This is a genomic window from Fervidobacterium gondwanense DSM 13020 (genome assembly GCF_900143265.1).
GTDB lineage: Bacteria > Thermotogota > Thermotogae > Thermotogales > Fervidobacteriaceae > Fervidobacterium > Fervidobacterium gondwanense.
In genome coordinates this window covers 81,494-106,502 of sequence record NZ_FRDJ01000003.1, presented here as the reverse complement: position 1 = coordinate 106,502, position 25,009 = coordinate 81,494, and the positions used below count along the sequence as shown (strand labels likewise).

Below are 25,009 nucleotides of genomic sequence, written 5' to 3'. Positions count from 1 at the left end.
CTTTTCTATCAAATTTGGAGGTGGGTGGCCGATGGTAACGATTTATATCAACGACAAGCCTTACGAAGTGCAAGAAAACAAAACAGTCCTTGAAGCTGCAGCAGAGCTTGGATACAAGATTCCTACACTCTGTCATCACCCTGAACTCGAACCAATCGGAGCCTGTAGAATCTGCGTTGTTGAAATCGAAGGTGCAAGAACGCTTCAGCCAGCGTGTACCACAAAAGTTGCAGATGGGATGAAAATAAAGACAAACACCGAAAGAGTGGAGAGTGCAGTCAAGTTCAACCTCTCGCTCATCATGGCAAACCATCCACACGAGTGTATGTACTGTGAAGCTGATGGTAGATGTGAACTCCAGAAACTCGTACACATTTATGACATTCAACCAATATTTGGTGTAAATGTTGATCTTGATAAAGAAATAGATGTCAGCAGTCCGTCAATAAACAGGGAGCTCTCAAAATGTATCAAATGCCAAAGATGTGTCCGTGTGTGTAGTGAAATTCAGGGAATGAACATCTACTCCATGATTGAGCGTGGATACGAATCACTACCAGAAACAGAATTCGGAGTACCCGTTTACGAAACGAATTGTATAAGCTGTGGACAGTGTGCATACCTGTGTCCTGTCGGAGCTATCTACGAAGCGCCAGATTGGAAAAAAGTGCTTAAGATGTTGAACAGCAAAGAGCCGGGCAAAGTATATGTGGCACAAACAGCTCCATCAGTCAGGGTTGCAATCGGTGAAGAGTTTGGCATGGAACCGGGAACTGTGAGCACAGGAAAGATGGTTGCAGCACTCAGAAGACTCGGATTCGACTACGTATTTGATACGAACTTCGCTGCTGACTTGACGATTATGGAAGAAGGTTACGAACTAATCCACAGGCTGCAAAATAGTGGCAAATTCCCAATGTTCACAAGCTGCTGCCCAGGTTGGGTAAACGAAATGGAAAAAGAATGGCCCGAACTTACGGAGAACTTGTCAACAGCAAAATCACCACAGCAGATGATGAGCAGCATTGTAAAGACGTACTTCGCACAGAAGATAGGTGTGAAACCAGAAGATATCGTTATGGTCTCGGTAATGCCGTGTACAGCTAAAAAGGATGAAATTACCAGACCGCAACAACTCGTAGATGGCATAAAGGTAACAGATTACGTTATCACAACCCGTGAACTCGGTAAACTTGTCAAGCTCAAGGGAATACCATTTGTGAATTTGCCAGAAGAAGAATACGATAACCCACTTGGAACATCAACAGGTGCTGCTGCGCTCTTCGGTGTAACCGGTGGTGTTATGGAGGCCGCACTGAGAACAGCGTACGAAGTGATAACAGGCGAAAAGTTGCCAAAACTTGTCTTCGACAGCGTCAGAGGTTTGGACGGTGTTAGGGAAGCCGAGATCGATATTAAAGGTAAAAAGTTGAGAGTAGCTATAGCGCACGGAATGGCAAATGTCAAGAAGTTGCTTAAAGAAATGAAAGAAGGAAAAAGATACTACGACTTTGTCGAAATCATGGCATGTTACGGCGGTTGTATCGGTGGCGGTGGACAGCCAAAGAACCTCGATCCAGATATACTCAAGAAGAGAGCAAGCGCTATCTACAGCATCGACGAACTAAGCGTGTTAAGAAGGTCTCACGAGAACCCGGATATCATAAAACTTTACGAAGACTTCCTTGAAAAACCAAATAGCCACATCGCTCACCACTTGTTGCACACGCATTACACTAACAGGTCAAAAGCTGTCAGAAAAGCCGCAAAGCAAACTGAAAGTGTTAATTAATAGATAAACATTCTAAGTGCCCCTAACTCAGGGGCACTTTTTTGTATGAAAGAGCAAGAAGTGAAAAAACTCACAAAAAGAGCAGATATTTTTCAGTTTTGGACTAAATTCAACCAAATCCGGTCTTCATGAATTTGCAATTTTAAAACCGAATATGGTATAATACAATTGACATGTGAATAATTTCGCTTATTTGCGCTTTCTGAGGTGGAGGATGCGATCTGACACCAAGGAAAGAGGGATTGATAAAGTTGTGGAAAGTACATCTAATTAGGCTATTCCTTCTTAGAGCTTCAACTTTGCCTTTTTAGATTTTGTCTTTACATTGAATACTATCCCTCTTTCCTTGGAAAAGGAGAGAGGGATTTTTGTTTATTTTGCGAAAACTAGGAGGAAATTGGGAGGTGGTGGCTGTGGTAAAGATATATATTAACAACAAACCTTACGAAGTTGATGAAAATAAGACTGTTTTAGAAGCTGCTGCACAGTTTGGATATAAAATACCAACTCTATGTCATCATCCAGAACTTGAGCCTATCGGAGCTTGTCGTATATGCGTCGTTGAAATTGAAGGTGCAAAGACACTCCAACCAGCATGTACAACAAAGGTCTCTGACGGAATGAAGATTTGGACAAACACTGAAAGAGTAGAGCAAGCGGTGAGATTCAATTTGAATTTGATAATGGCAAACCATCCGCATGAGTGTATGTACTGCGAAGCAGACGGGAAATGTGAACTTCAGAACCTCATTCACTACTATGACATCCAGCCGATTTTCGGTACACCTGTGAGTTTTCCAAAATATATCGATACAAGCAGTCCTTCGATAAATCGCGATCTGAAGAAATGTATCAAGTGCCAACGATGCGTGCGTGTATGTAGTGAAATACAGGGTATGAACATTTATTCGATGATTGAACGTGGATACGAGACGATTCCAGAGACTGAATTTGGTGTTCCAGTCTACGAGACGAATTGTATTAGCTGCGGACAGTGTGCATATCTATGTCCTGTAGGTGCGATATACGAAACTCCTACGTGGAAGAAGCTAATTAAGATGCTTGAAAATAAGAATGGAAAAGTTTTCATCGCTCAAACAGCGCCTTCTGTTCGTGTGGCAATTGGTGAAGAATTCGGTATGGAACCCGGCACTGTAAGCACCGGAAAGATGGTAGCAGCACTTAGAAAGCTTGGATTTGATTATGTATTTGACACAAATTTCGGTGCTGACTTGACAATAATGGAAGAGGCACACGAACTTATTGGAAGACTCAAAAATGGCGGTACATTGCCAATGTTTACAAGCTGCTGCCCCGGTTGGGTAAATATGGTTGAGAAGGAGTTCCCAGAATTTATACCCAATCTATCAACTACAAAATCCCCCATGCAGATTATGAGCAGTACTCGTGAGTATTTTGCAAAAAAGATTAACGTAAAACCTGAGGATATAGTTATGGTAGCAGTTATGCCTTGCACAGCAAAGAAGGACGAAATTGAAAGGGCACAACACGTGGTAGATGGGATAAAGGTAACGGACTACGTGATAACCACCCGTGAGTTTGCCAAGATGCTGAAATTCAAAAACATTCCATTCGTGAACCTGCCAGAAGAAAAGCACGACAGCCCACTCGGAGCTTCGTCCGGTGCAGGTGCTATATTCGGTGTCACAGGTGGTGTTATGGAGGCTGCGCTGAGGACCGCGTACGAAAAGTTGACAGGCGAAAAACTTCCGAGGTTGGTTTTCAACGAAGTGAGAGGCTTGGAGGGAATCAGGGAAGCGGAGGTCGATTTCAAGACGAGAAAGGTTAGAGTCGCTATCGTCAACGGAACAGGGAACGCAAAGAAATTGCTGAAAGAAATAAAGGAAGGAAAGAAACATTACGACTTTGTAGAGGTTATGGCTTGTCTCGGAGGATGTATAGGTGGTGGAGGCCAGCCTAAGAGTTTGGATCCAGATATAGTCAAGAAACGCGCTAAAGCAATATACAGTATCGACGAAATGAGTGTCATTAGGCGTTCACATGAAAACCCGGAAATAATACAGCTCTACGAAGAGTTTGTCGGAGAACCGAACGGACATATCGCACATCACTATCTGCATACACACTATACAAACAGAACGAAAGAAGAGAGAAAAAAGCAAAAATCCAAAACAGCTGACTAAAAGGAGGTTTCCCGAGTGGAAGGAAAAGCAGAAGAAAGATATTACACGGTCGATATCATCGTTCACGACAGGGAAAATGCGTACTCAAAAGTAAATGAATTGCTCCACCAATATGCTGAGATAATAAAACTGAGAGTCGGATATCCTGTGCCAGATGAAAACATAGCAATAGTGTTTCTTATCGTAAAGACAACGAACGATAACCTTGGTGCATTTACTGGAAAACTTGGGAATGTTAAGGGAGTAAAGGTTAAAAGCATAGCAGTTTAAAAGAGAATATACGGAGGTGATTTAAGATGTATGTCTTTACAAAAGAAATCGATACCGAAAAGACATTTATTCCAGAGGCTGAAATATGGGAGCTTCTTGAACAGACAAAGAACCCGGATAGATCGCGCGTAATGGAAATTTTGGAAAAATCATTAAACAAAAACAGATTAGAACCTGAAGAAGTCGCAACGCTATTGAATGTTGAAGAACCTGAACTCTTAGAAGAAATATTCCACGCTGCCAGAACGCTTAAAGAGAGAATTTACGGGAATAGAATAGTGCTCTTTGCACCTCTTTATATAGGAAATGACTGTATCAACGACTGTGTGTACTGCGGATTCAGAAGTTCAAACACAGAAGTGTACAGGAAAACTCTCGAATTTTCCGAGCTTAGAAAGGAAGTTGAAGCTCTTGTCTCAAAAGGACACAAGCGCTTGATAGTAGTTTACGGCGAACATCCAAGGTACAGCCCCGAGTTCATAGCCGAGACGATACGCATAATATACGACACGAAAATCGGAAATGGTGAGATCAGAAGAGTGAACGTTAACGCAGCACCACAGACTGTGGAAGGATACAAGATCATTAAAGATGCTGGAATTGGAACGTTCCAGATATTCCAGGAAACTTATCATCAGCCAACATATAGACAGTTGCACCCAAGAGGTCCAAAATCCAACTACGCTTGGAGGCTTTATGGCCTTGACAGAGCAATGCTTGCAGGAATAGATGATGTAGGCATCGGTGCACTCTTTGGACTGTTCAACTGGAAGTACGAAGTGATGGGATTGATATACCATACAATTCATCTTGAAGAAAGGTTCGGCGTTGGTCCTCACACGATATCATTCCCAAGAATAGAACCTGCTGTCGGAAGTGAAATATCATACCATCCACCTTACAAGGTCAGCGACGAAGATTTTAAAAAATTGGTTGCTATAATACGACTTGCAGTACCATACACAGGAATGATTCTTACAGCTCGCGAACCGGCTGAACTGAGAAAAGAAGTTTTAAAAATGGGCGTTTCGCAAATCGATGGCGGTTCAAGCATAGGAATAGGTTCGTATTCGCAAGATGACCCAGAAAAGATACGCAAGAGCCAATTTATACTCGGCGATAACAGAACTCTTGAGGAAGTTATTCAGGATCTGCTCAAAGAAGGCTATATACCATCTTTCTGTACAGCATGTTACAGAATGGGAAGAACAGGAGAGCACTTCATGGAATTTGCAATACCGGGCTTCGTAAAAAGATTCTGCACGCCAAATGCTCTGTTCACGCTCAGAGAATACCTCAACGACTATGCCTCGGAAGAAACCAAGAGAATTGGTAATGAATTGATACGAAAAGAAATGGAAAGAGTAAATAGCAGAGAAATGGTTGAGAAGTATCTTGAGAGAATCGACCGTGGTGAGAGAGATGTCAGATTTTGAGAAGTTAAGCTCCATGTTAATACAATACGCAGCAATGCTCAATACAAAAATATGGATATGTGAAAAAATAGGCAGACGTTTGTCCTGCATAGCCCGAGCTGGAGATGAGCGGTACACTGAAAGCTTCATCGTGTATGAGGATGAAAAGTACCTAATGTTCGCTGAGAGGGAAATAGATGAAGATGAATACGTTTTGATTAGAGAGATAATTGAGAGAGTAAAGGAAATGAGAGAACCGAGCGAATCAAGTGACTTGAAGGAATAAAAATCGTTGAGGTGAAGCATATGTTGGATGTAAAGAAGATTCAGAATGTTGATTTGGATTATTTGACGCATATAATTAGCACAGATGAATACGATGAAGAGATATTCAGGACTGCAGATGAAATTAGAAGGAAATATGTTGGTGATGAAGTGTATTTGAGAGCAATCATAGAATTTTCGAATTACTGCTCTCAACACTGTCTATATTGCGGTTTGAGAGCTGAAAATAAGAACTTAACGAGATACAGAATGAGCGTCGAAGAGATTGTTGCACGCGCTAAGTTGATAGCCCAGATGGGAATTAAAACAGTAGTACTGCAATCCGGCGAGGATCCATATTACACAACAGAAATGATGTGCGATATCATCAAACAAATCAAAGAACTTGATGTTGCAATAACACTCAGCATCGGTGAACGAACATTTGAAGAATACAGAATTTGGAAAGAACTCGGTGCTGATAGGTACCTGATGCGCCACGAAACAGCTTCACCGGAGCTGTACGCAAAATTGCATCCCGGTGACACGTTCGAGAACAGAAAAGCGCACTTGTACGAGATAAAAAGACTTGGTTACGAAACTGGCGCAGGCTTCATGGTTGGATTACCTGGTCAGACACCTTACGACTTGGCTTTGGATTTGGCGTTCTTGAAAGAAATCGACGCTGACATGATAGGGATAGGACCATACATACCGAATCCCGACACACCGCTCAAAGATGCAAATGGAGGAGATTTGAAAACAACACTGAGAATGGTTGCACTCGCTCGTATAGTAGTCCCAACAGCTAACATACCAGCTACAACAGCGCTTGGCTCTATAAATCCCTACGGTCGCCAATACGGACTCAAGTACGGTGCGAATGTAATAATGCCAAACTTGACGCCAAATCCGTACAGACCGAATTACTCGTTGTATCCGGGAAAAATATGTTTATTTGAAAAAGACACAGCTTGCGTTGAATGCACTAAGGCGATGATAAAAAGTGTGGGCTTAACTGTTGGCGAAGGATTCGGAAGCAGGAAGAGAATTGATGAAATCTTTGTATAAAAAAGGCGGTGAATATCACCGCCTTATGATTGTTTGTGTACGTGATTTATATTTCTAACTTCATGTACTTAGCAGTCACACCATCAATACCGTTGAGTTTTTGGCAGAGCTCTTCGTGTTTTGTTTCATCGTCAACAAGTTCAAGGATTATAAGCCCAACTGGCGAGCAGTATTGGCCTGCACCTTCATGGAGTCCAAGACGCGTTTTGATGTAGCAGCCGTACTCTGTGAGCAACTTCTGAACTTCTACGGCAGCTTGTTCTCTCTTGTCAACAAGAATAGCCATAACAGTTCTTACAGTGATATCTTTTGCCATGCACTACACCCCCTTTGTTTTGTGGTATCATTATTATATCAAAAGCAGGTATACTTTGTCAAAAGTTTCACTTTGAAAAAATTGTATTGTGTATAGCTAAGTTTCGACAAAAAATGAAGCAGGTGAATTAAAATGCGAACATTTTTGAAGTACGTTTTCGGCTTGTTTGTAATCTTTTTCACATGGTGGCTTTTATCCTACATAATCAATTCTGACCTTATACTTCCAAGACCGCCCTTGGTACTTAAAACGATGGCTTTGGAATTGATGAGATTGGGAGTTCTTGACTCTTTGGGTTCAACGCTTCTCAAAGTCATTGTGGTGTTGATTTCAACCGTAACAGTGGGTGTATTCATAGGCTTCATAATTGGGCTAAATGAGACATTGTGCAACATGTTTAGACCTCTAATTTTGGTTGTCCAAGCGATACCCATAATCACGTGGCTTGCTTTGGTGATGTTCATCTGGGGCATTGGATGGACTGGTCCGGTTGTCGTAAGCATTCTATCTTTGCTACCTCATGCTATTCTCTCGACTGCTGTTGGAATACAGACAACTGACAGGAAATTGTTAGAAATGGCAAGAGTTTACAAGGTCAGTAGAAAAAAGGTTGTAAAAGATATTTACTTAGGCTCCATCTTACCTCAGTTTTTAAGTGCTATACAAGTTATCTTTGGAAACGTTTGGAAAGTTGTCGTCGTATCCGAATACATGTGCGGAGATAATGGTATCGGCGTGTTGATAGCTTGGGCAAGGCAATCTGTCAGCGTTGAGAAAGTATACGCGTACACTGCAATTATCATAATAATAGGACTTACAGTGGAGAATTTCGTTAATAGGTTTATCAAAAATGCACTCAAAAATTGGGAGCTGGTATAGTGGAGCAAGTATGTAGCATAAAGAATAAAATCCTGTTGAAGATCGAGAATTTATCAAAGCATTTCGGACCACTGAAAGTGATAAGTGATATATCGTTTGAATTGTTAGAAGGTGAATCTATCGCACTCCTCGGACCATCAGGTTGTGGAAAGACTACTTTGATTCGTATAATGGCAGGGTTGGTTCACGATTTTCAAGGAAAAGTCGAACTGTACGCTGAACGAATAGGATATGTTTTTCAAGAACCGCGCTTAATACCTTGGAAGAACGTTTTAGAAAACCTTAAATTCGTTGTGGAGGACGAAGAAAAGATACACCAGATTTTAGAATCGCTTAGAATAGATGATTTTGCAAACTACATGCCTTCAAAATTGAGTGGTGGAATGAGGCAAAGGGTTAATCTGGCAAGAGCATTGCTTGTAAATCCACAGCTCTTGTTGCTCGACGAACCATTTGCATCCTTGGATGTACATTTGAAGATATCCATAATCTCTGACATCATTCAGAAAAGAAAAGAAGCCTGCTTTTCCATGGTCGTCGTGACTCACGATGTGAGGGAGGCTTTATTACTTTCTGATAAGATATACTTGCTCAGCGATAAACCCAGCAGAATTTTGGAGACGATAGATGTTTCAAGGATACCAAAAGATATATCGAATTCCGAGTTTCTTAGTGCGGAATCTGAAATTCTCTCTAAAATCATGAGGAGGTGGAGTGTATGAAGAAGTTTGTGAGCATTATTCTATTATTCTCGGTGATATTCGGTTTTGGTGTTACGCTTATCAATCCATTCGGACCTACTATCTTCCCGGTTGCAGGACTTCTGAACAAAGAAGTGAAAACTGACATTGCGCTTGATATTAAACTTTGGAAGACAATGGACGAAGCCACGGCATATATAGTCTCGAAAAAAGTCAACTTTGCAGCACTTCCAGTTACGTTTGGCGCAACACTGTACAACAAAGGTGTAGACGTAAGGCTCGTTGGAGTTTACAGCTGGAGGCTCTTCTATGTCGTTGCCTCTCCAGACTTTGAGTTCAAAGGCTTTCAGAGCTTCAAAGGTGAGAAAATCTACACAGCACACGGTAGAGGACAGACAGCAGACATAGTTATGAGATACTTACTCGTCAAGAACGGTCTTGAACCAGACAAAGATGTTACGTTTGCTTACGCACAGCCACAAGAAATAGTGTCTTTATTCAACAGTGGAAAAATCAAAATCGCCGCGATTCCAGAGCCGTTCGTTACGATGACATTGTCGAAAGGAAAGATAATACTTGACCTACAAGATGAGTGGAACAAGGCATCAGGATTGAAATACGGAATTCCAATCACTGGTATCTTCGTTACTGGAAAGCTCGTTGACTATCCGCAAACCGTAAGACTTTTCGAAAAATCGTTTAAAGAAAGCTTGTCGTGGGCGTACAAAAATATCGACAGAGCAGTCGAAATTACGAGTGCACAACTCGGAATGCCAGCAAATGTGCTCAAAACTTCGCTCCAGAGAAGCCAGTACAACTACGTAAGTGCGGCTGATTGTAAAGACGAGGTTTTATCGTACTTGAGAAAACTGAATGAATTGTATCCCGAAGGCATGCCAAAGGTGCCAGATGAAAAGTTCTTCTACACAAAATAGCTGAATTTGTGAGGTGTTAAGATTGTTACCAAGTGGTGGATTTAGAAAATACATCTCGATAGTCGGACGAAGAAACGTTGGAAAATCTTCTTTCATGAACGCTTTAACTGGACAAGAGATATCGATAGTGAGTGACGTGCCCGGGACAACGACAGACCCTGTTTATAAAGCTATGGAATTACATCCTCTTGGGCCAGTTACGCTCATAGACACTCCCGGGCTTGACGATGTTGGTGAACTTGGCGAAAAGAGGGTTCAGAAAGCAATCAAAGCTTTCTACAAAGCTGATGCTGGAATACTTGTGACAGACAATTTCCCAGGTGAATACGAAAAAAGAATCACAGAAATTTTCAAAGAGCTCGAAATTCCATTTATCGTTGCGGTAAATAAAGCCGATTTACTGGACAAAAAAGCAGAAGAAATAGCTCGAGCATATGAAAGAGAATTCTCTACGAGAGTATTTGTAGTAAGTTCTGTGAGGAAATCAGGTTTTGAAAATATAGGCAAGACACTGAACGAAATTATACCAAGCGACGATGAACTGCCGTTCATTCCGGAATTCGTCGACGCGGGCGATTTGGTGGTCTTAGTCGTCCCGATAGACCTCGGTGCGCCAAAAGGAAGGCTAATAATGCCGCAAGTCCATGCCATAAGAGAAATCCTTGACAGAGAAGCGGTCGCAATTGTTGCTAAGGAAAGAGAGCTGAGATACACACTTGAAAAACTGAACGAACCACCGAAGCTTGTCATAACCGACTCACAGGCGGTCATGAAAGTTGCGTCCGACGTTCCAAGTGATGTAGCACTGACAACGTTCTCAATACTCGAAGCAAATTACAGAGGCGACATACGGTACTTTGTAGAAAGCGTGTACGAGATAGAAAAACTAAAAGATGGCGATACAGTGATAATAATGGAAGGATGTACGCATAGACCGTTAACAGAAGACATAGGTCGTGTAAAGATTCCGAGGTGGCTTGTCAATCATACAGGAGCAAATATAAATTTCAAAGTGTGGGCTGGAGTAGACATGCCTGAATACGAAGAAGTAGCGGATGCAAAGCTCGTCATACACTGCGGTGGTTGCGTGAATACAAGGAACCAAATGATGAGAAGGGTGAGGATGTTCAAGCGCCTCGGCATCCCGATGACAAATTACGGAATAGTCATTTCCTACATGCACGGCGTGCTTGAACGGGCACTTGAGCCACTCAAGATATCTGTTGCAAAGAGGTAGTTAGACATGGAAAATGTAGAGAAAAGATACAGAATAGAAGAAGATTACCTTGGAAAAGAGCAGATACTGGAAGATGCATATTATGGCATAGCTACTGTAAGAGCTCTGAAATTGTTTCCACCAACAGGTGAGATTTTCGATGAAAAATTCATATGGTCTTACTTCATGATAAAGAAAGCCACAGCATTGCTCAACGCTGAACTCGGAAGGCTCGACAAGAGCATTTCTGAAGCGATAATAAAGGCATGCGACGAGTGGGAAGAATTGAAAAAATGGATTGTTGTCGACCCACTGTGCGGCGGAGCGGGTACTTCTGTGAATCTCAACATCAACGAAGTCATCGCAAACCGTGCAACGGAAATGCTTGGAGGAAAGAAAGGCGAATACAGAGTTGACCCATACAATCACGTTAACCTCCACCAATCGACAAATGACACATTCGTAACAGCCGGGAAGATGGCAGTGATTGTACGGCTTCGCGAAGTTGTCGATGGGGTTATAAGACTTCAGGAAATGATACAAACAAAGGAGAAAGAGTACTACAACGTACGAACGATTGGAAGGACGCAGTTGATGGACGCAGTCCCAATAATGGTAGGACAACAATTCGGTGCGTGGGCTGACGCACTTGCTCGAGACAGGTGGAGACTCAACAAGGTTGAAGAAAGAATAAGGAGTGTCAACCTTGGCGGTACAGCGATAGGAACAGGTGTAGGCGCACCGAAAGAGTACATACTCAGGATAGTCGAAGTGCTCAGGCAGATTGCGAATGTGAAAATTGCAAAGTCTGAAAACCTGATAGATGCAACCCAAAACCTCGATACATTCACCGAAGTCCATGGACTGCTAAAATCTCTCGCTGTGAATCTCTACAAAATTGCAAACGACATACGCCTGCTCGGCAGCGGTCCAAACACAGCGATTGGAGAATTCAAACTGCCAGCCGTTCAGGTTGGCAGCAGCATAATGCCTGGAAAAGTAAATCCTATCGTTCCTGAATACGTCATGCAGAATGCACTTACCGTGTTTGGTCATGACGAGATAGTTTCTCATGCATGTGCACAAGGAAACCTACAACTCAACCAATTCGCACCGGTAATTGTACACTTCACGCTTAAATCGATGCGATTACTCATAAACTCATGTAATGCACTTGCAGAATATATCAAACTCTTGGATGTAAACGACGAAAAATGCAAAGAAAACCTTGAAAAGTCGACATCAAACCTTACGCCATTGATAAATTACTTTGGGTACGAAACGGTTTCGGAAGTGATAAGGAAAGCTGGGTACGATATATCGAAAGCCATTGAAATACTTGCAGAAAAAGAAGGCATTTCAAAAGAAGAACTAATGAAAAAACTCCAAATCGAAAAGATGACAGGGCTTGGGTATGTGTGAATAAGAAAACAAAGGGCATCCGAAGAGGATGCCCTTTTGATCTAGATTATGTAGAGCAATTGCCTTTGCTATTTCTTAGTATAATAAACAAATGTTCCAGTTCATTTACCAGGTATTTTCCATATCTAAGTGCTTTTTCTACCTTATCAAAAGCAGCCAAAGCTTCTATCTCTATTGCCTGGAAGCTGTGCTGTTTCACTAAGAGTTTTATCTCCTCTGCTGTAAAACACCTCGCTTCAAACACACCGTGTTCCGAACCGATCGGTAGTCTCTTCTTCCTTTCGAGTGTTCTGTAATCCTCCCACGTACCATGGATTATTACGTCTTTCAAGTACGAATAATAATTATCAACCGTTGCAAACATAAGCGCATTTGGTGATGATATTTTGGAAAGAACGGAAAGAACTTTGTCCAAATCACTCACGTAACTCAGCACATCGCCCAACGCAAAAATGACGTCAAATTGTTCATCTATATATTCATCCATCTGCTCAGCTGTCGAGTTTATAAACCTTGCTTTTTCCAGCAGTCCCACTTGTGCAATCTTCTCCTTCGCAATCTTGAGCATATTTTCTGCAGGTTCAACGAGTGTAACTTGTGCTCCTCTTTGCAAAGCCCAAAAGGACCAGTAGCCGGTCCCAGCACCAACGTCCAGGATTTTTGCACCATCAAGTTGCGGTTTGTATTTCAGTATAGCCATTTCTATTTGTTTTCTTGCAACTTGCCAATACTCATCCTCGTACATTGAGTCGTACACTTTAGCGATTGAATTGTAGTATTCACTTGAACACGAAAATCTTTTCAAGCAGATAATTCCTCCTCGGTTCTTAGTAAATTCTCTTGTACTGGTTGTACCCATTCCTTGTCCTGTTAGTCATCTTGAGAATTCTGAAACCTTTAGATGGCACTTCAAATCTCATGATTCCACCCGTTACCCAGAACTCTTCGCCCGTGAAAAGATCTGTGAAACACGTTCCGGCAAGAATTCTGCCATCTGGAATCGATATTGTAACTTGCTTCGTCTCGGACTTGTTCACAGCAACGATTACACTATCAAAAACATGTGCTGTTCTTCTGTAGAACACCAACGGTTCTTTTTTGAGCACTTCAAATGTTCCAACTTTGAGTGCTGTTTCAGTCTTTCGTATATTTATGAGTTTTTTGTAGAATTCTCTCAATTCTTTATCCCACTCATCTTCGTTCCAACGCATCGTTGCCCTGCACTCTGGGTCGTTTCCACCTTCCATGCCTATCTCTGTTCCGTAATAGACAACAGGAACTCCGGGATAAGTAAATTGCAGCACAATACCGAGTTTCCTCAATTGCTTATCTGGAATAACCGTTGCGATCCTTTCTGTATCGTGGCTGTCGAGCATATTCCAGCAACCGTGGATATTTGTCGTATCGTTGTATGCCTGCTGGAGCGCATCGGCTAAGTTGTCGAATTCATTTTTAAGGTAAGCGATGACACTGTTTCTGAAATGGTAGTTCATTATTCCATCCACCATCCCCCAATCTGATGGATAGTTCCATGTCTCTGTAACAACGTATTTTTCCATCGAAATGCTTTTTGCTGTTTGTGTTATCAACGCGTTGTTGACATATCCAAGGTCGTAGCCAACGTCTAATCTCCAGCCATCTACTCCCTGGTGTAGATAGTGTTTTACAACTGAGAGAATGTACTCCATCACTTCGACTTCCTCGAGGTGCCATTCGGGAAGTGATTTGAAAGCGTTCCACGCTCTGTGACCATTTTCATGTATGGCAAATTTACTTATGTGCTTCCTGTCGCCTTTCAATGCCTTTTTGAACCACGGATTTTCGATGCTGAGGTGGTTGAACACGCCATCCAATATCAGCCTGAAATTCTCTTCTTTTGCTTTTTTTACATAATATTTGAAGGCTTTTTCGCCACCAAATTGCGGGTCTATTTTCAAGTAATCAATCGCATCGTATTTGTGGTTCGTCGGGGAAAGAAAAATTGGGTTTGTGTATATGGCGTTGACACCTAAATCTTTTAAGTAATCAAGCTTTTCAGCAATACCCCACAAATCCCCACCGTAGAATTCCATTACGTGGCTGGCTTTTTCCTTCCTTACCGGCGGAACATTCCAATCGACTATCTTTCCACACCTTGATGCGTAAAGTTTTTCCTTGTCTTTCACGCTTTTGCCTTTACCTATCGCAAATCTGTCAGGAAAGATTTGATAAATGACACTTTCGTGTACCCATGTTGGTATTGGATATGAGTTCTTCGAATTTTCGATTCTCATGTTTGCATCTCCCTCCATAAATTTTGGAAATCTATTGCTAATCAAGATTATAACATCTATTCTTTTAGTTTTCCATATGCGGAACGTCGTATCTTCGTTGTTGAATCTTTGGAAAGTTGGTGTATAATATACCGAGATATAAAAAGTCGGGTAAGACCGACTGTTAAACAAAAAACAGCGTAAAGAACGTGGGGGGAGTGATAAGTATATGGGAAACTTTTTAAGCCGGACGCTGGCAGTTATCAACGATTTTTCTGTCGATGAGCAACTCTTTTTGTACCAATCTACTAAGAGGCTGAAGGAAAAACTGAAACGTGGAGAAGATGTGAGTGAATTTCAGATTAAGAGAGATACCGGCATTTACATCGTCTTCGTAGAACCTTCCACCAGAACGAAAGAATCCTTCATAAACGCTGCTAAATTCCACAAAACTGCAAAGGTAAACATCTTCGATTCAGAGCACTCCTCATTTAATAAGCAAGAAAGTTATGTAGATACGTTCAATATGTTAACAGGTTACAGCGAGTATTCGATTTTCGTTTTGAGAACAAGGCTTGAAGGTGTGGTTCGGTTGCTCGAGCAAAAAGTTGGTGAGTTCGCCGATAGGCATGGAATAATGAGACCTGCTTTCATAAACGGCGGAGATGGAAAACACGAACACCCAACCCAGGAACTCCTCGATGAATTTACCTTCCTTGAGCACAACAATTTCGACAATTCGCACATAAGAATAGCACTCGTAGGTGACTTGCTCCACGGAAGAACGGTACATTCAAAAGCAGATGGGTTAAAAGTCTTCAAAAACGTTGAAGTCGACTTGATTGCCCCTCCTGAGTTGCAGATGCCTGAAGGATATGTACAAAAGATGAAGCGAAATGGTTTTGAAGTGAGGCAGTTCTACTCAATAGACGAGTATCTGTCGAATGGTAATCCTGCTAATATCTGGTACTTCACAAGATTACAGCTTGAACGAATGGGTGAAGACATACTCGAAAAGGAAAAGATTTTGAGAAAGGCTGTTACTTTTAGAAAAGACATGCTCGAGAAAGTTCATGAGGGGACCAAATTCTATCACCCACTCCCACGTCCGAAGTTCAATCCTGAAATACCTACATTCCTCGACACGCTTTCGTTGAACGGTTGGGAAGAACAGGCGATAAATGGTTACTACGTGCGTGTAGTGTTGTTGTCGATGTTAGGTGGTGCGCTTGAAGTACCGTTTGAAACAGGAAGAATGCAAGAAGAAAAAGATGAAGATTTCATTATTCCGGCTCCGATAGTTGATGGAACAAAAGGCGTATCGAAGGAAGGCAAGAGGGGTATAAAACCGATAGAGAACGGAACGGTTATAGACCATGTGGCAAAGGGAAAGACACAGGAAGAGATATATAATACAATAATTAAGATTAGAAAAATTCTGAGGCTTTACGACGTCGACAGTGCAGATGGCATTTTCAAATCCGCCGATGGAAATTACAAAGGTTACATAAGCTTGCCAGACAGGTATTTATCATTCAAAGAGATTAAGAAGCTATCGGCGATATCGCCAAATACAACTGTGAACATTGTTAAGAATTCTCGAGTCATCGAAAAATACAGAATAAAGATGCCACCGCGCATTTACGGTTTTGAAGAAATCAGGTGTAAGAACGAAAATTGTATCACAAATCCTGCACATGGCGAAAACGTAATGGCATCTTTCATACAGGTAGATGGAAAGTTCGTGTGTGAATACTGCGAAACACCGCACGAATACCACGAAATTTGGAAGATTTAAACTTAATGTTCTATAACTGAACCCCGGCTGACAAAGCCGGGGTTTTTGATAATAAAAAAATCCCCCGGTGGTGAGACCGGGGTGGGAAGGTGTGGTGGCCGTTGTGAGGTCTGTCCTCACTATTTATGCGTGATACACGTCACGCTCATTTATATTTTTCATATTTACCCTTCATTTACCTTCATCGCATCTATACTTGAACTCTTTTCAGACTCAGCAAGCATGTGTTTCACGCCAAGCAGTCCTCTTGTTATATCTTCGTTCTGAACTATGATATTCGGCGGTACGTCCAATATTCGTGTGGAGAAATTCCACAATGCCTTGATACCGTGTCCGACAAGTAAGTCCGCTACTTGTTGAGCCGCACTTTCTGGAACGCAGATAGCTGCTATTTTGACTTTAAAGCGTCTTATTACCCTCGATAAATCCTTCAGTGGCAATACCATCAAATCGCCAACCATCGTTCCTATCTTGCGTGGATCGTTATCAAATATCGCTGCTACGCGAACACCGATGTTTTTAAAACCTTTGTAATTCACAAGTGCACTTCCAAGATGTCCAGCACCGATTATAATTATGTTCTCGTCAACTCCGGTTCCAAAGAGTTCGTCAAGTTCGTCTAAGAGCTCTTTGATAACGTATCCGACCTTCGGTTTTCCCTTTGTTTCAAGGAATGAGAAGTCTTTTCTTACTTGCTCTGGGGTGATTCTAAGCATCTCTGCTATGTCCTCTGATAAAACATAAATCTTTCCCTCGGCATGGATTTGGCTTAAGAAAGCATGGTACAATTTAAGACGCTCAAACGTTGCTTTTGGAAACCTTAGAATCCCCTTTCTTTCCTGATAGCTCATTTATAGCCACCTCTTTTACTTTTTCGACTGTTGCTTCGGATACTATTATATCATTTACTACAACGTTTGGTGATTTTCCGCAGTTCTCAACGCAGAACGTACCTTTTATTTCAAGATTCTTTGCCCACTCTTCTTTGTTTGCAGCTGCGATTAGTTTTTCAAGTATTTCGTATGAACCTTTTGAGTAACAGGATGTACCAAGACATACGCTGACTTTGACTTTATCTTCTGTTTCTTCTGGAAGTGGTAGTATGTCGATCTCGTCTTCTTGTACTCTCTTTCTGTGTTTGTAGAGCGTGTGAATTACCTCATGCGATGCGTGGCTAAGTGGTTTTTCTAAGTACTTTTCGTAAAGTTGGTGCATATGGAAGTTTTCAGTTGGCGATATCAAAACGTCAATGCTCTGGACTTCTTTAAGTATCTTAGCTCTTCTTGCACGTGTTCTGACATCGTTTGGATACGGCTGTCCACCGCCACCGATACAACCATAGTTACATGCCATGACTTCAACAACATCTGCTTCCATTTCACCGTTCTTAAGTGCATCGACTATCTTTCTCGCATTTCCAAGTCCAAATACTGCAAGTCCCTTTACTACCTTTCCGTTAGACAATTCAACGGTTGTCAAAGATACGCCTTCTGAGAGTTGTTTTGTTTCTACGCTCTTCACACTCATCTTGTCATTTATTACGTTAACAACGCTTCCGAGCACTCCGCCAGTCTTACCGAAGCTCAAACCTGATTGTGATGAGAGTCCGTATGGTCTGTCGAACGGTTCTGGGTCAACCATCTTTATATCTATTCCTGTCGATTTGATTACTTTCACCAATTCCCTTGTTGTAAGGACTATGTCCACGTTGCCTTCAAACTCTTCTCTTTCAGCTTCGAATTTCTTGGCTGTACATGGCATTATTGAGACGAGAACTATATCTTTCGGGTCAACACCAATTTCTCTTGAGTAGAATTTCTTGATTATCGCACCAAGCGCCATCTGTGGCGACTTCACACTTGAGAGGTGAGATATGTACTCTGGGTAGTACTGTTCAGCGAATTTCACCCAACCTGGGCAGCATGATGTGAATTGTGGTAACTTTTCACCTTTCTCGACTCTTTCGAGGAATTCATGTGCTTCTTCATATGCAACGAGGTCTGCTGCGAATGCAACGTCGAAAACTTTCTTGAATCCTATCATCTTGAGTAGTGAGACAACTCTACCTGATGTGGCGACATCATCTTCAAGCCCAAACTCTTCCTGCAACGATGCGCGCACTGCTGGAGCTATCATGCCTATTACGTACTTTCCATCTTCGATAGCCTTGTAAACTTTATCAACATCGTTCCTAATTGCGAGAGCACCTGTTGGACAGTACGCAACACACTGACCGCAGAGTACACATTCGGTATTTTCAAGTTTTTCTTCGAATGAAGGAACTACCTGTGCTTCAAAGCCTCTGTATGCAAAATCTATCGCAGCGATACCCTGAATTTCGTCACATGCTCTGACACAGTCTCCACAAAGAATACACTTTCCATTATCCCTGACTATTACCGAAGATGTATCTGTAACCGTCTTTTTCGATATCTTTTCGAACCTGTTCGTTGTAAGCCCGAATTCCTGAGCGTACTTTTGAAGTTTACATTTTCCGTTCATCTCACATGTCGTACATTCTCCATCGTGTGAAGCAAGTAAGAGCTGTAATATACCCTTTCTCATCTCGTATATCTTTGGTGTGTGTGTCTTTATTACCATACCTTCTCTTGGCTGGAGCGTACATGACGTAACGATATCTCTTCCGTCAACTTCAACGAGACACATTCTACACGCACCGTAGACTGATGTTTCGGACAGATAACACAAGTTTGGTATCTCTATCCCAACTTCCCTCAGTGCTTCGAGCACATTTCTTGCGTCATCTCTTATCTCTATTTCTCTGCCGTTCACGATTATTCTCATTATCCATCACCCTCCCGAAAACGCTCTTCGCTGACAATTAACCAACGAGCTCGATAGCGCCGAACTTACATTTCGTTACACACAAACCGCATTTAATACACTTTTCCTGGTCGATTACGTACGGCTTTCCTCTTTCTCCACTTATTGCACCATTTGGACAGCTTCTTGCACACAAGCTACAGCTCTTACACTTTTCTGGTATAATCACGTACTTCTTGAACGCCGTACACATGCCACTTGGACATTTTCCTTCGATGTGTTCTATGTACTCAGGTCTGAAGTATTTCAGTGTACTTATAATTGGATTCGGTGCCGTTTTTCCAAGTCCACACAATGATGCCGTCTTTATCACTTCTGCAAGGTACTCAAGATTTTCTAAGTCTTGGTATGTTGCCTTGCCTTGAGTGAATTTTTCGAGTATGTTGTAAGCCTGCATCGTTCCTTCTCTACATGGGACACATTTACCACACGACTCTCTCTTTGTGAAGTCGAGGAAGAACCTTGCCACTTCGACCATACATCTGTCTTCCGTAATTGCGACGATACCACCTGAACCGACCATTGCACCGACAGATTTTAGAGAATCGTAATCGAGTGGAAGGTCAAAGAGTTCTTCAGGCAAACACGCACCAGATGGTCCACCTATCTGGATAGCCTTAATCTTCTGACCATTTGACGTTCCACCGCAGATATTCTCAAGGATATATCTCAACGTCGTACCGAATTGTATTTCGATGATACCTGTCAATTTGAGAGGACCTGTCACCGAGAACATCTTCGTTCCTGGTGAGTTCTCAACACCGCGGCTTCTGTAGTTCTCCACACCATCTTTTATTATCTTTGGAACATTTGCGTAAGATTCAACGTTATTGATGAGTGTTGGTTTGCCCCAAAGTCCTGACTGTGCTGGGAATGGTGGTCTTGGTCTCGGAACGCCACGTTTACCCTCTATTGATGCAAGGAGTGCTGTCTCTTCACCACAGACGAACGCTCCAGCACCTTCTTTTACGTAAAGTTCGAATGAGAAGTCTGTACCGAGTATATTTTCACCGAGCAGTCCGTATCTTCTTGCATCTTCTATTGCCTTGTTGAACATCTCAACAGCGATTGGGTACTCGGCTCTGATGTATGCGTAACCTTTCTTAGCTCCGATTGTGTAAGCTGCGATTACCATTCCTTCGAGAACAGAATGTGGGTCTCTTTCGAGGAGTGTTCTGTTCATGAACGCTCCTGGGTCTCCTTCGTCCGCATTACAGACGACGTATTTGATATCGCCTTGACTCTTGTATGCAGCTTCCCACTTGAGACCTGTTGGGAACCCACCACCGCCACGACCACGCAGGCCCGATGCTTTAACCATCTTAATTATCTCTTCCCTATCCATTCCGGAGAGAACCTTTGCGAGCGAGAGATATCCACCGCGCGCCATGTAATCTTCGATGCTCTCACATTCACTTGTACCAATCGCGTCCATTATGTAGAACGTCTGGTTCTTAAAGAACGTTGCATCTTCAAGCCTTTCAACTTTCCTGTCAGTGATTGGGTCTGTCAAAAGTAATCTATCGATTGCCTCGCCTTTGACAAGCGTCTTTTCAACTATCTCCTCGACATCGTCAACTGTAACGTGGCTGTATGTAATACCGCTTGGCATTATCTTTACAAGTGGACCGAGCGAACAAAGTCCACAGCATCCTGTCTTCTTTACTGGTTCGTCGTCATCTATCGTCTCAACTTTAAAGTCTAATCCTTTGGACTTAATAACTTCGACGAATTTTGCGTAGACCTTTCTTGAACCGCTTGCTGTACAACCGGTACCGACACAAACGTAAACTGACGGTTGCTGGAGTTTCTTCTCCCTCTTTTCCTTAAGCTTTGATATATACTGAACGAGTTCCTCGGGACTCTTTATTATTGGCTCATTGATAACGACTGTTGACATCTTAATCCTCCTTTCTCTCTTTCAACTTTCTAAGAATTTCTTTAACTTTTTCCCCGTCGAGTTTCCCGTATACTTCATCGTTTATAACCATCGCTGGTGCAAGTGCACATGCTCCGAGACATCCAACCTTATCGAGACTGAACTTCAAATCTGGTGTAACTTCTCCGGGTTTTATTCCAACTTCTTCCTCAATTGCTTTTACCAAGCTCATTGAACCTTCCATGTGACATGCCGTTCCGTCGCAGATCAATATTGTGTATTCACCCTTTGGTTTGAGGGAAAACTGAGCATAGAACGTAGCAACACCGTATATCTTTGCCGGTGGTATTCCGAGAGCTGTACCGATGTAATTCACAACATCCCTTGGGATATGTCTGTACTCTTTCTGCACTTCGAGGAGGATCTTAATCAGCATCTCTTTTCTGTATTCGTATTTCTTGAGTATCTCTTCGACCTTACTGTAAGTTCGAGTAAGCATCTCCACACCTCCACTCATAACAATAAATTCTCTATAGCTTTTGCTTTTATTCTTACATTCGTAGGCTTATTCGTGATAGTTTTCACGAATATGATAAATCATATTTTTAGACTTGTCAATGGGTATTTTAGAAATTTTTCACGAATGAAATGTTAAGAATAGTGGTATTATTTGACAGAAGTTTTTACAATGTTATGCATAGAAGAATGGGGTATACGATAACTCTTGAGAAGGTAGTTAGCACAAGTAAGAGGGGGGTAATTCCTGCTTTTTGTGAAAATACAAACCGATAAAGCAAGGTGGATAAAAATATCAGTTCTTAAGTCCAAGCCTTTTAAAAACTTCCTCTTGATAATTTCTTGAAAGTTTCAGTTCAGTATTGTCTGAGAGGACTATAATATATGAATTCTGGAACCATTTTTTCACTTCCACAATATGCTCCACGGAAACTATGTAGCTTTTGTGGATGCGTACAAATTTATCTGCTGGTAGCTTTTGTTCAAGTGTGTATAGTGGTGTAGATGTCTCGTACGTTTCACCTTCGGTGAATATCTTTATTGTCTTATCATCAGCTTCCAAGTAGATTATATCTTTCAAATCGACAAGTATTATACTTTCGCCTTGTTTTACTGGCAGCTTTAATATTTGCCTGACATAGTATTCATTTGGTCGTCTATTCAAGCCCAACCTTTTGATTCGATCAATCGTTTTCGATAGTCGTTCTTTTGAAATAGGTTTTAGAATATAATCAATTGCCCCTTCTTCAAAGGCTTTTAAAAGATATTCGTCGTATGCAGTGATGAAAACAATGTGCGGTTCGTAATTCAGCCTTTCCAGATGTCCAAAGATAGTGTCTTCCGATATGTTAATATCAAGAAAAAGCACGTCTGGTTTGTATAGGTTTGCACATTTTACAAATTCACTGCAGTCGGTCGCTTTGAAAACTATCTGAAAAGCGCTATCTATTTCTCCAATGAGTCTTTCCACTCTTTCGATAGCGACAGGGTCATCATCTACGATACCGCAAGTAATCATCTTAAACACCTCTCATTAACACATCTCCGCTTTAAGAAGTTGTTGGAATGTATAGACGGAAAATGGTCAAATTTTCTTCTGTCAAGAATTCCAGCTTCCCACTAACAAATTCCAGCAACTTTGAAACTATTGTTAAACCCGTGCCAAATTTCTTAATGCATACCTCATCGAAAGCGGATTTTGAATTTTTAATCTCAATACAAAGTCCATCTTCTAACATCACGTTTATTGATATTATTCCACCGTTATTTTTCTTTATGCCGTACTTAATTGCATTCTCTACAATTGGTTGAGTGATGCCTGTGGGTATTAAATAATCTGCAGTGTTTAAATCATAATCTATTTCATACTCTATCGGAATATGTGAAAGGAGTTCCTTCTGAATTTCCAGATACTTTGAGATAAACTCGAGCTCTTCTTTAACTGTCCATCTGTCTTTGAATTTTAAAACCTCTCTGTAATAATCCGAAATCTTTATTATCATCTCTTCTGCCCTTTCTGGATTTCCGCGTGTTGTTTCGGCTAAGAAGTTGAAAGTGTTGAATACAAAGTGTGGGTTGAATTTAGAACTTATAAGTTCAAAATTCATCTGCTGGATTTTTCTTTCCAGTTCAGCTCTCTGGAGCTTTTCTTGTAGGCCAGAGACATAGTTTGATACAAGTACAGAGAATATTGTTATAAGTATCGTATATATATCGTTCATATCCAATTTATTGGATTTAAAAGCTATAACCTTCAAGACAATTTCGGAAATACTGAAACCTAAGAATATAGAATAAAGGCAGTTCAAAAGGTCAAATATATATTTTACTCTTGATTTTGCTCTGTTTAGGCGTTTGAAATTTCTGAAGAGAAAATATGTTATGTTTACAAGAGTTAATGAAAAAACCAAAGGGGTTATGAAATCCTTGAGCCTTGTTGCAAAAAGGAAGATGATGTACAACACGAATGTCGTTATCTCAACTACGATTATCTCTTTACCTGTATTATCCATCTTCTCTTTGAATTTGTATTTTTCTTCCATATTCTTCACCTTAATAGGCAGTATTGGCGGTCTTGAAATTTGGAAAACGCTCTTTTAACTTATCTACGTAATTATTGGAATTTTGAAGCTCTTTTAGTTTTTTGTAATAATAAATTCCTTTAACGATATCCTTTTTCAAAAGCAAGGTATACGTGAGCATGTAATAGACTTTAAGTATCTCTTGTGCTTCAAGTGTCTTTTTATCGCCTATTATAACTATGAACTCTCCATCTTCTAAGACAACATCTTGTGCCATTTTGTTGTTGTCAACAAACTCGAAAAATGCCTCCATTCGCACGTATCTAATCCTCACATTGTAAGGTGAAGCCGAAACCGCATTATTGAGTTGTAGACTACCTATGTAGAAATAAAGGATGTTGACAGGAAACGGCACGCTCATGCTTTTTTGAAGCATAAGCGCACCTTCTTTGGCAGAGTCTAAATCACCGCTTCTGGAAAATATGAATGTCGAAAAAAGAATCAAGAGAATAATTACAATTCTAAAGTCCTTCTTAGAATCCAAAACCTACTCCTCCGTAGATAGTGTACATAAGCAAAAATTTGTTTTCATCACTTAATCCTGTAAGCGGCTTGTTATTCACTAACCAACCATCGTACGAGTAACCCGCGATTCCAAGAGCTCCCGCTCTGAGTTCCATGAAGTTTGTAACCTTTATACCCAAAGACAGTTCAAATGCAACTGCGAGATAACTTATGTTGGCAAACAAGTAACCTTCCAAAGTACCACCTTCAAGATTTCCGATACTCGTGTTATTCTCATTTACCTTCCTTCCAAGTTCGATATCAATACCACCAAAATGTGCGCCTGCTTGCAAAGATACACTTCCAAAGGACAAATTTCTCAGCATTCCGCCGAAGCCACTTGAAACGACGAGCTTGTATTTATTCCCATCTTTCGTTACTTCTTTTTCACCACTGAATCCAAAACCGCCACCGTATGAGAGACCAGGAACCCCTCCATAACCAAATCCTCCAAGAGCTATTATACCATCTTCAAAGTTTGGAAAATCGAGTACGGGAACGTTGATGTTTTTAAGATTGAAGAAAGTTCCTCCAGGGATGAACATCACGAACGGTCCACCACCACCGAATTCGAAACCGAAGACGTTCAAAGACACGCATATCAGTAAAACTGCCAGCAAAACGTTTATACCTTTCTTCATACCCTTCACCTCCCAAAAGATTTATGGAAAGAAGATTTCACATTATCT

General features: G+C 41.4%; 23 protein-coding genes. 12 read left to right on the top strand and 11 right to left on the bottom strand.

Annotated elements, in window-relative coordinates:
• Positions 1–31 precede the first annotated feature (31 nt).
• The 6 genes from BUA11_RS03785 to hydE all read left to right on the top strand — a co-directional run bounded on the left by BUA11_RS03785 (position 32) and on the right by hydE (position 6,977).
• Complete coding sequence (locus BUA11_RS03785) at positions 32–1,792, top strand: NADH-dependent [FeFe] hydrogenase, group A6 (RefSeq protein WP_072758530.1); 1,761 nt, start codon at positions 32–34, stop codon at positions 1,790–1,792.
• A gap of 413 nt (positions 1,793–2,205) precedes the next feature.
• Positions 2,206–3,957: an NADH-dependent [FeFe] hydrogenase, group A6 gene (locus tag BUA11_RS03780; RefSeq protein ID WP_084634347.1), complete on the top strand. Its 1,752-nt coding sequence runs from the start codon at positions 2,206–2,208 to the stop codon at positions 3,955–3,957.
• 15 nt (positions 3,958–3,972) lie between these two features.
• On the top strand, positions 3,973–4,227 hold the full coding sequence (locus tag BUA11_RS03775) for a TM1266 family iron-only hydrogenase system putative regulator (RefSeq protein WP_072758528.1): 255 nt from the start codon (positions 3,973–3,975) through the stop codon (positions 4,225–4,227).
• Between the two features lie 26 nt (positions 4,228–4,253).
• Positions 4,254–5,663: a [FeFe] hydrogenase H-cluster radical SAM maturase HydG gene (gene hydG, locus BUA11_RS03770; RefSeq protein WP_072758526.1), complete on the top strand. Its 1,410-nt coding sequence runs from the start codon at positions 4,254–4,256 to the stop codon at positions 5,661–5,663.
• A complete protein-coding gene (locus BUA11_RS03765) occupies positions 5,650–5,928 on the top strand; it encodes a hypothetical protein (protein WP_072758524.1) in 279 nt (92 codons plus the stop codon). The genes hydG and BUA11_RS03765 overlap by 14 nt, the downstream gene beginning before the upstream one ends.
• Before the next feature lie 20 nt (positions 5,929–5,948).
• Positions 5,949–6,977, top strand: a complete 1,029-nt coding sequence (gene hydE, locus BUA11_RS03760) for a [FeFe] hydrogenase H-cluster radical SAM maturase HydE (RefSeq protein ID WP_072758522.1) — start codon at positions 5,949–5,951, stop codon at positions 6,975–6,977.
• Between the two features lie 46 nt (positions 6,978–7,023).
• Here hydE and BUA11_RS03755 read toward each other — a convergent pair whose 3' ends face one another.
• Positions 7,024–7,293 (bottom strand): CPF_0552 family protein, encoded by a 270-nt coding sequence (locus tag BUA11_RS03755; RefSeq protein WP_072758520.1) that lies wholly within the window; start codon positions 7,291–7,293, stop codon positions 7,024–7,026.
• Between the two features lie 132 nt (positions 7,294–7,425).
• Here BUA11_RS03755 and BUA11_RS03750 point away from each other — a divergent pair, with 132 nt between their 5' ends.
• Genes BUA11_RS03750 through BUA11_RS03730 form a run of 5 tightly spaced genes read left to right on the top strand, consistent with a single transcriptional unit; the run spans position 7,426 to position 12,446 of the window.
• Positions 7,426–8,172: an ABC transporter permease gene (locus BUA11_RS03750; RefSeq protein ID WP_084634346.1), complete on the top strand. Its 747-nt coding sequence runs from the start codon at positions 7,426–7,428 to the stop codon at positions 8,170–8,172.
• Positions 8,172–8,894: an ABC transporter ATP-binding protein gene (locus BUA11_RS03745; RefSeq protein WP_245789500.1), complete on the top strand. Its 723-nt coding sequence runs from the start codon at positions 8,172–8,174 to the stop codon at positions 8,892–8,894. The genes BUA11_RS03750 and BUA11_RS03745 overlap by 1 nt, the downstream gene beginning before the upstream one ends.
• Positions 8,891–9,808 (top strand): ABC transporter substrate-binding protein, encoded by a 918-nt coding sequence (locus tag BUA11_RS03740; RefSeq protein ID WP_072758518.1) that lies wholly within the window; start codon positions 8,891–8,893, stop codon positions 9,806–9,808. The genes BUA11_RS03745 and BUA11_RS03740 overlap by 4 nt, the downstream gene beginning before the upstream one ends.
• A gap of 22 nt (positions 9,809–9,830) precedes the next feature.
• Positions 9,831–11,045 (top strand): [FeFe] hydrogenase H-cluster maturation GTPase HydF, encoded by a 1,215-nt coding sequence (gene hydF / locus BUA11_RS03735; protein WP_072758516.1) that lies wholly within the window; start codon positions 9,831–9,833, stop codon positions 11,043–11,045.
• 6 nt (positions 11,046–11,051) lie between these two features.
• Positions 11,052–12,446: an aspartate ammonia-lyase gene (locus BUA11_RS03730; RefSeq protein WP_072758514.1), complete on the top strand. Its 1,395-nt coding sequence runs from the start codon at positions 11,052–11,054 to the stop codon at positions 12,444–12,446.
• A gap of 46 nt (positions 12,447–12,492) precedes the next feature.
• Here BUA11_RS03730 and BUA11_RS03725 read toward each other — a convergent pair whose 3' ends face one another.
• Both BUA11_RS03725 and aglB read right to left on the bottom strand, forming a co-directional pair.
• Entirely contained in the window at positions 12,493–13,251 is a 759-nt protein-coding gene (locus tag BUA11_RS03725) for a class I SAM-dependent methyltransferase (protein WP_245789499.1), read from the bottom strand.
• A gap of 22 nt (positions 13,252–13,273) precedes the next feature.
• Entirely contained in the window at positions 13,274–14,719 is a 1,446-nt protein-coding gene (aglB, locus tag BUA11_RS03720) for a cyclomaltodextrinase (RefSeq protein ID WP_072758512.1), read from the bottom strand.
• A 208-nt stretch (positions 14,720–14,927) separates the two neighbouring features.
• Here aglB and BUA11_RS03715 point away from each other — a divergent pair, with 208 nt between their 5' ends.
• Complete coding sequence (locus BUA11_RS03715) at positions 14,928–16,496, top strand: bifunctional aspartate carbamoyltransferase catalytic subunit/aspartate carbamoyltransferase regulatory subunit (RefSeq protein ID WP_072758510.1); 1,569 nt, start codon at positions 14,928–14,930, stop codon at positions 16,494–16,496.
• 164 nt (positions 16,497–16,660) lie between these two features.
• On the opposite strand, the gene BUA11_RS03710 is transcribed toward BUA11_RS03715, so the two are convergent.
• From BUA11_RS03710 to BUA11_RS03675, 8 genes are all read right to left on the bottom strand, one after another.
• Positions 16,661–17,347: a redox-sensing transcriptional repressor Rex gene (locus BUA11_RS03710; protein ID WP_072758508.1), complete on the bottom strand. Its 687-nt coding sequence runs from the start codon at positions 17,345–17,347 to the stop codon at positions 16,661–16,663.
• On the bottom strand, positions 17,295–19,301 hold the full coding sequence (locus BUA11_RS03705; RefSeq protein WP_072758506.1) for a [FeFe] hydrogenase, group A: 2,007 nt from the start codon (positions 19,299–19,301) through the stop codon (positions 17,295–17,297). Before BUA11_RS03705 ends, BUA11_RS03710 begins: the two co-directional genes overlap by 53 nt.
• 37 nt (positions 19,302–19,338) lie before the next feature.
• Positions 19,339–21,240 (bottom strand): NADH-quinone oxidoreductase subunit NuoF, encoded by a 1,902-nt coding sequence (locus tag BUA11_RS03700; RefSeq protein ID WP_372589804.1) that lies wholly within the window; start codon positions 21,238–21,240, stop codon positions 19,339–19,341.
• A gap of 1 nt (position 21,241) precedes the next feature.
• Positions 21,242–21,718, bottom strand: a complete 477-nt coding sequence (nuoE, locus tag BUA11_RS03695; RefSeq protein ID WP_072758504.1) for an NADH-quinone oxidoreductase subunit NuoE — start codon at positions 21,716–21,718, stop codon at positions 21,242–21,244.
• Positions 21,719–22,030: 312 nt separating this feature from the next.
• A complete protein-coding gene (locus BUA11_RS03690; protein WP_072758502.1) occupies positions 22,031–22,753 on the bottom strand; it encodes a LytR/AlgR family response regulator transcription factor in 723 nt (240 codons plus the stop codon).
• A gap of 31 nt (positions 22,754–22,784) precedes the next feature.
• Positions 22,785–23,777 (bottom strand): sensor histidine kinase, encoded by a 993-nt coding sequence (locus tag BUA11_RS03685; protein WP_072758500.1) that lies wholly within the window; start codon positions 23,775–23,777, stop codon positions 22,785–22,787.
• Positions 23,778–23,787: 10 nt separating this feature from the next.
• On the bottom strand, positions 23,788–24,300 hold the full coding sequence (locus BUA11_RS03680) for a hypothetical protein (protein WP_072758498.1): 513 nt from the start codon (positions 24,298–24,300) through the stop codon (positions 23,788–23,790).
• Positions 24,290–24,961 carry a hypothetical protein gene (locus BUA11_RS03675; RefSeq protein ID WP_072758496.1) on the bottom strand — a complete coding sequence of 224 codons (672 nt, stop codon included), beginning with the start codon at positions 24,959–24,961 and terminating at the stop codon, positions 24,290–24,292. Before BUA11_RS03675 ends, BUA11_RS03680 begins: the two co-directional genes overlap by 11 nt.
• Positions 24,962–25,009: the final 48 nt, after the last annotated feature.

Bases quoted from the DNA above. Each gene is read 5' to 3' on its own strand.
- BUA11_RS03785 (WP_072758530.1), top strand. From the start codon at position 32: ATGGTAACGATTTATATCAACGACAAGCCTTACGAAGTGCAAGAAAAC.
- hydG (WP_072758526.1), top strand. From the start codon at position 4,254: ATGTATGTCTTTACAAAAGAAATCGATACCGAAAAGACATTTATTCCA.
- BUA11_RS03765 (WP_072758524.1), top strand. From the start codon at position 5,650: ATGTCAGATTTTGAGAAGTTAAGCTCCATGTTAATACAATACGCAGCA.
- hydE (WP_072758522.1), top strand. From the start codon at position 5,949: ATGTTGGATGTAAAGAAGATTCAGAATGTTGATTTGGATTATTTGACG.
- BUA11_RS03755 (WP_072758520.1), bottom strand. From the start codon at position 7,293: ATGGCAAAAGATATCACTGTAAGAACTGTTATGGCTATTCTTGTTGAC.
- BUA11_RS03750 (WP_084634346.1), top strand. From the start codon at position 7,426: ATGCGAACATTTTTGAAGTACGTTTTCGGCTTGTTTGTAATCTTTTTC.
- BUA11_RS03740 (WP_072758518.1), top strand. From the start codon at position 8,891: ATGAAGAAGTTTGTGAGCATTATTCTATTATTCTCGGTGATATTCGGT.
- BUA11_RS03730 (WP_072758514.1), top strand. From the start codon at position 11,052: ATGGAAAATGTAGAGAAAAGATACAGAATAGAAGAAGATTACCTTGGA.
- aglB (WP_072758512.1), bottom strand. From the start codon at position 14,719: ATGAGAATCGAAAATTCGAAGAACTCATATCCAATACCAACATGGGTA.
- BUA11_RS03715 (WP_072758510.1), top strand. From the start codon at position 14,928: ATGGGAAACTTTTTAAGCCGGACGCTGGCAGTTATCAACGATTTTTCT.
- BUA11_RS03710 (WP_072758508.1), bottom strand. From the start codon at position 17,347: ATGAGCTATCAGGAAAGAAAGGGGATTCTAAGGTTTCCAAAAGCAACG.
- BUA11_RS03705 (WP_072758506.1), bottom strand. From the start codon at position 19,301: ATGAGAATAATCGTGAACGGCAGAGAAATAGAGATAAGAGATGACGCA.
- BUA11_RS03700 (WP_372589804.1), bottom strand. From the start codon at position 21,240: ATGTCAACAGTCGTTATCAATGAGCCAATAATAAAGAGTCCCGAGGAA.
- nuoE (WP_072758504.1), bottom strand. From the start codon at position 21,718: ATGCTTACTCGAACTTACAGTAAGGTCGAAGAGATACTCAAGAAATAC.
- BUA11_RS03690 (WP_072758502.1), bottom strand. From the start codon at position 22,753: ATGATTACTTGCGGTATCGTAGATGATGACCCTGTCGCTATCGAAAGA.
- BUA11_RS03685 (WP_072758500.1), bottom strand. From the start codon at position 23,777: ATGGAAGAAAAATACAAATTCAAAGAGAAGATGGATAATACAGGTAAA.
- BUA11_RS03675 (WP_072758496.1), bottom strand. From the start codon at position 24,961: ATGAAGAAAGGTATAAACGTTTTGCTGGCAGTTTTACTGATATGCGTG.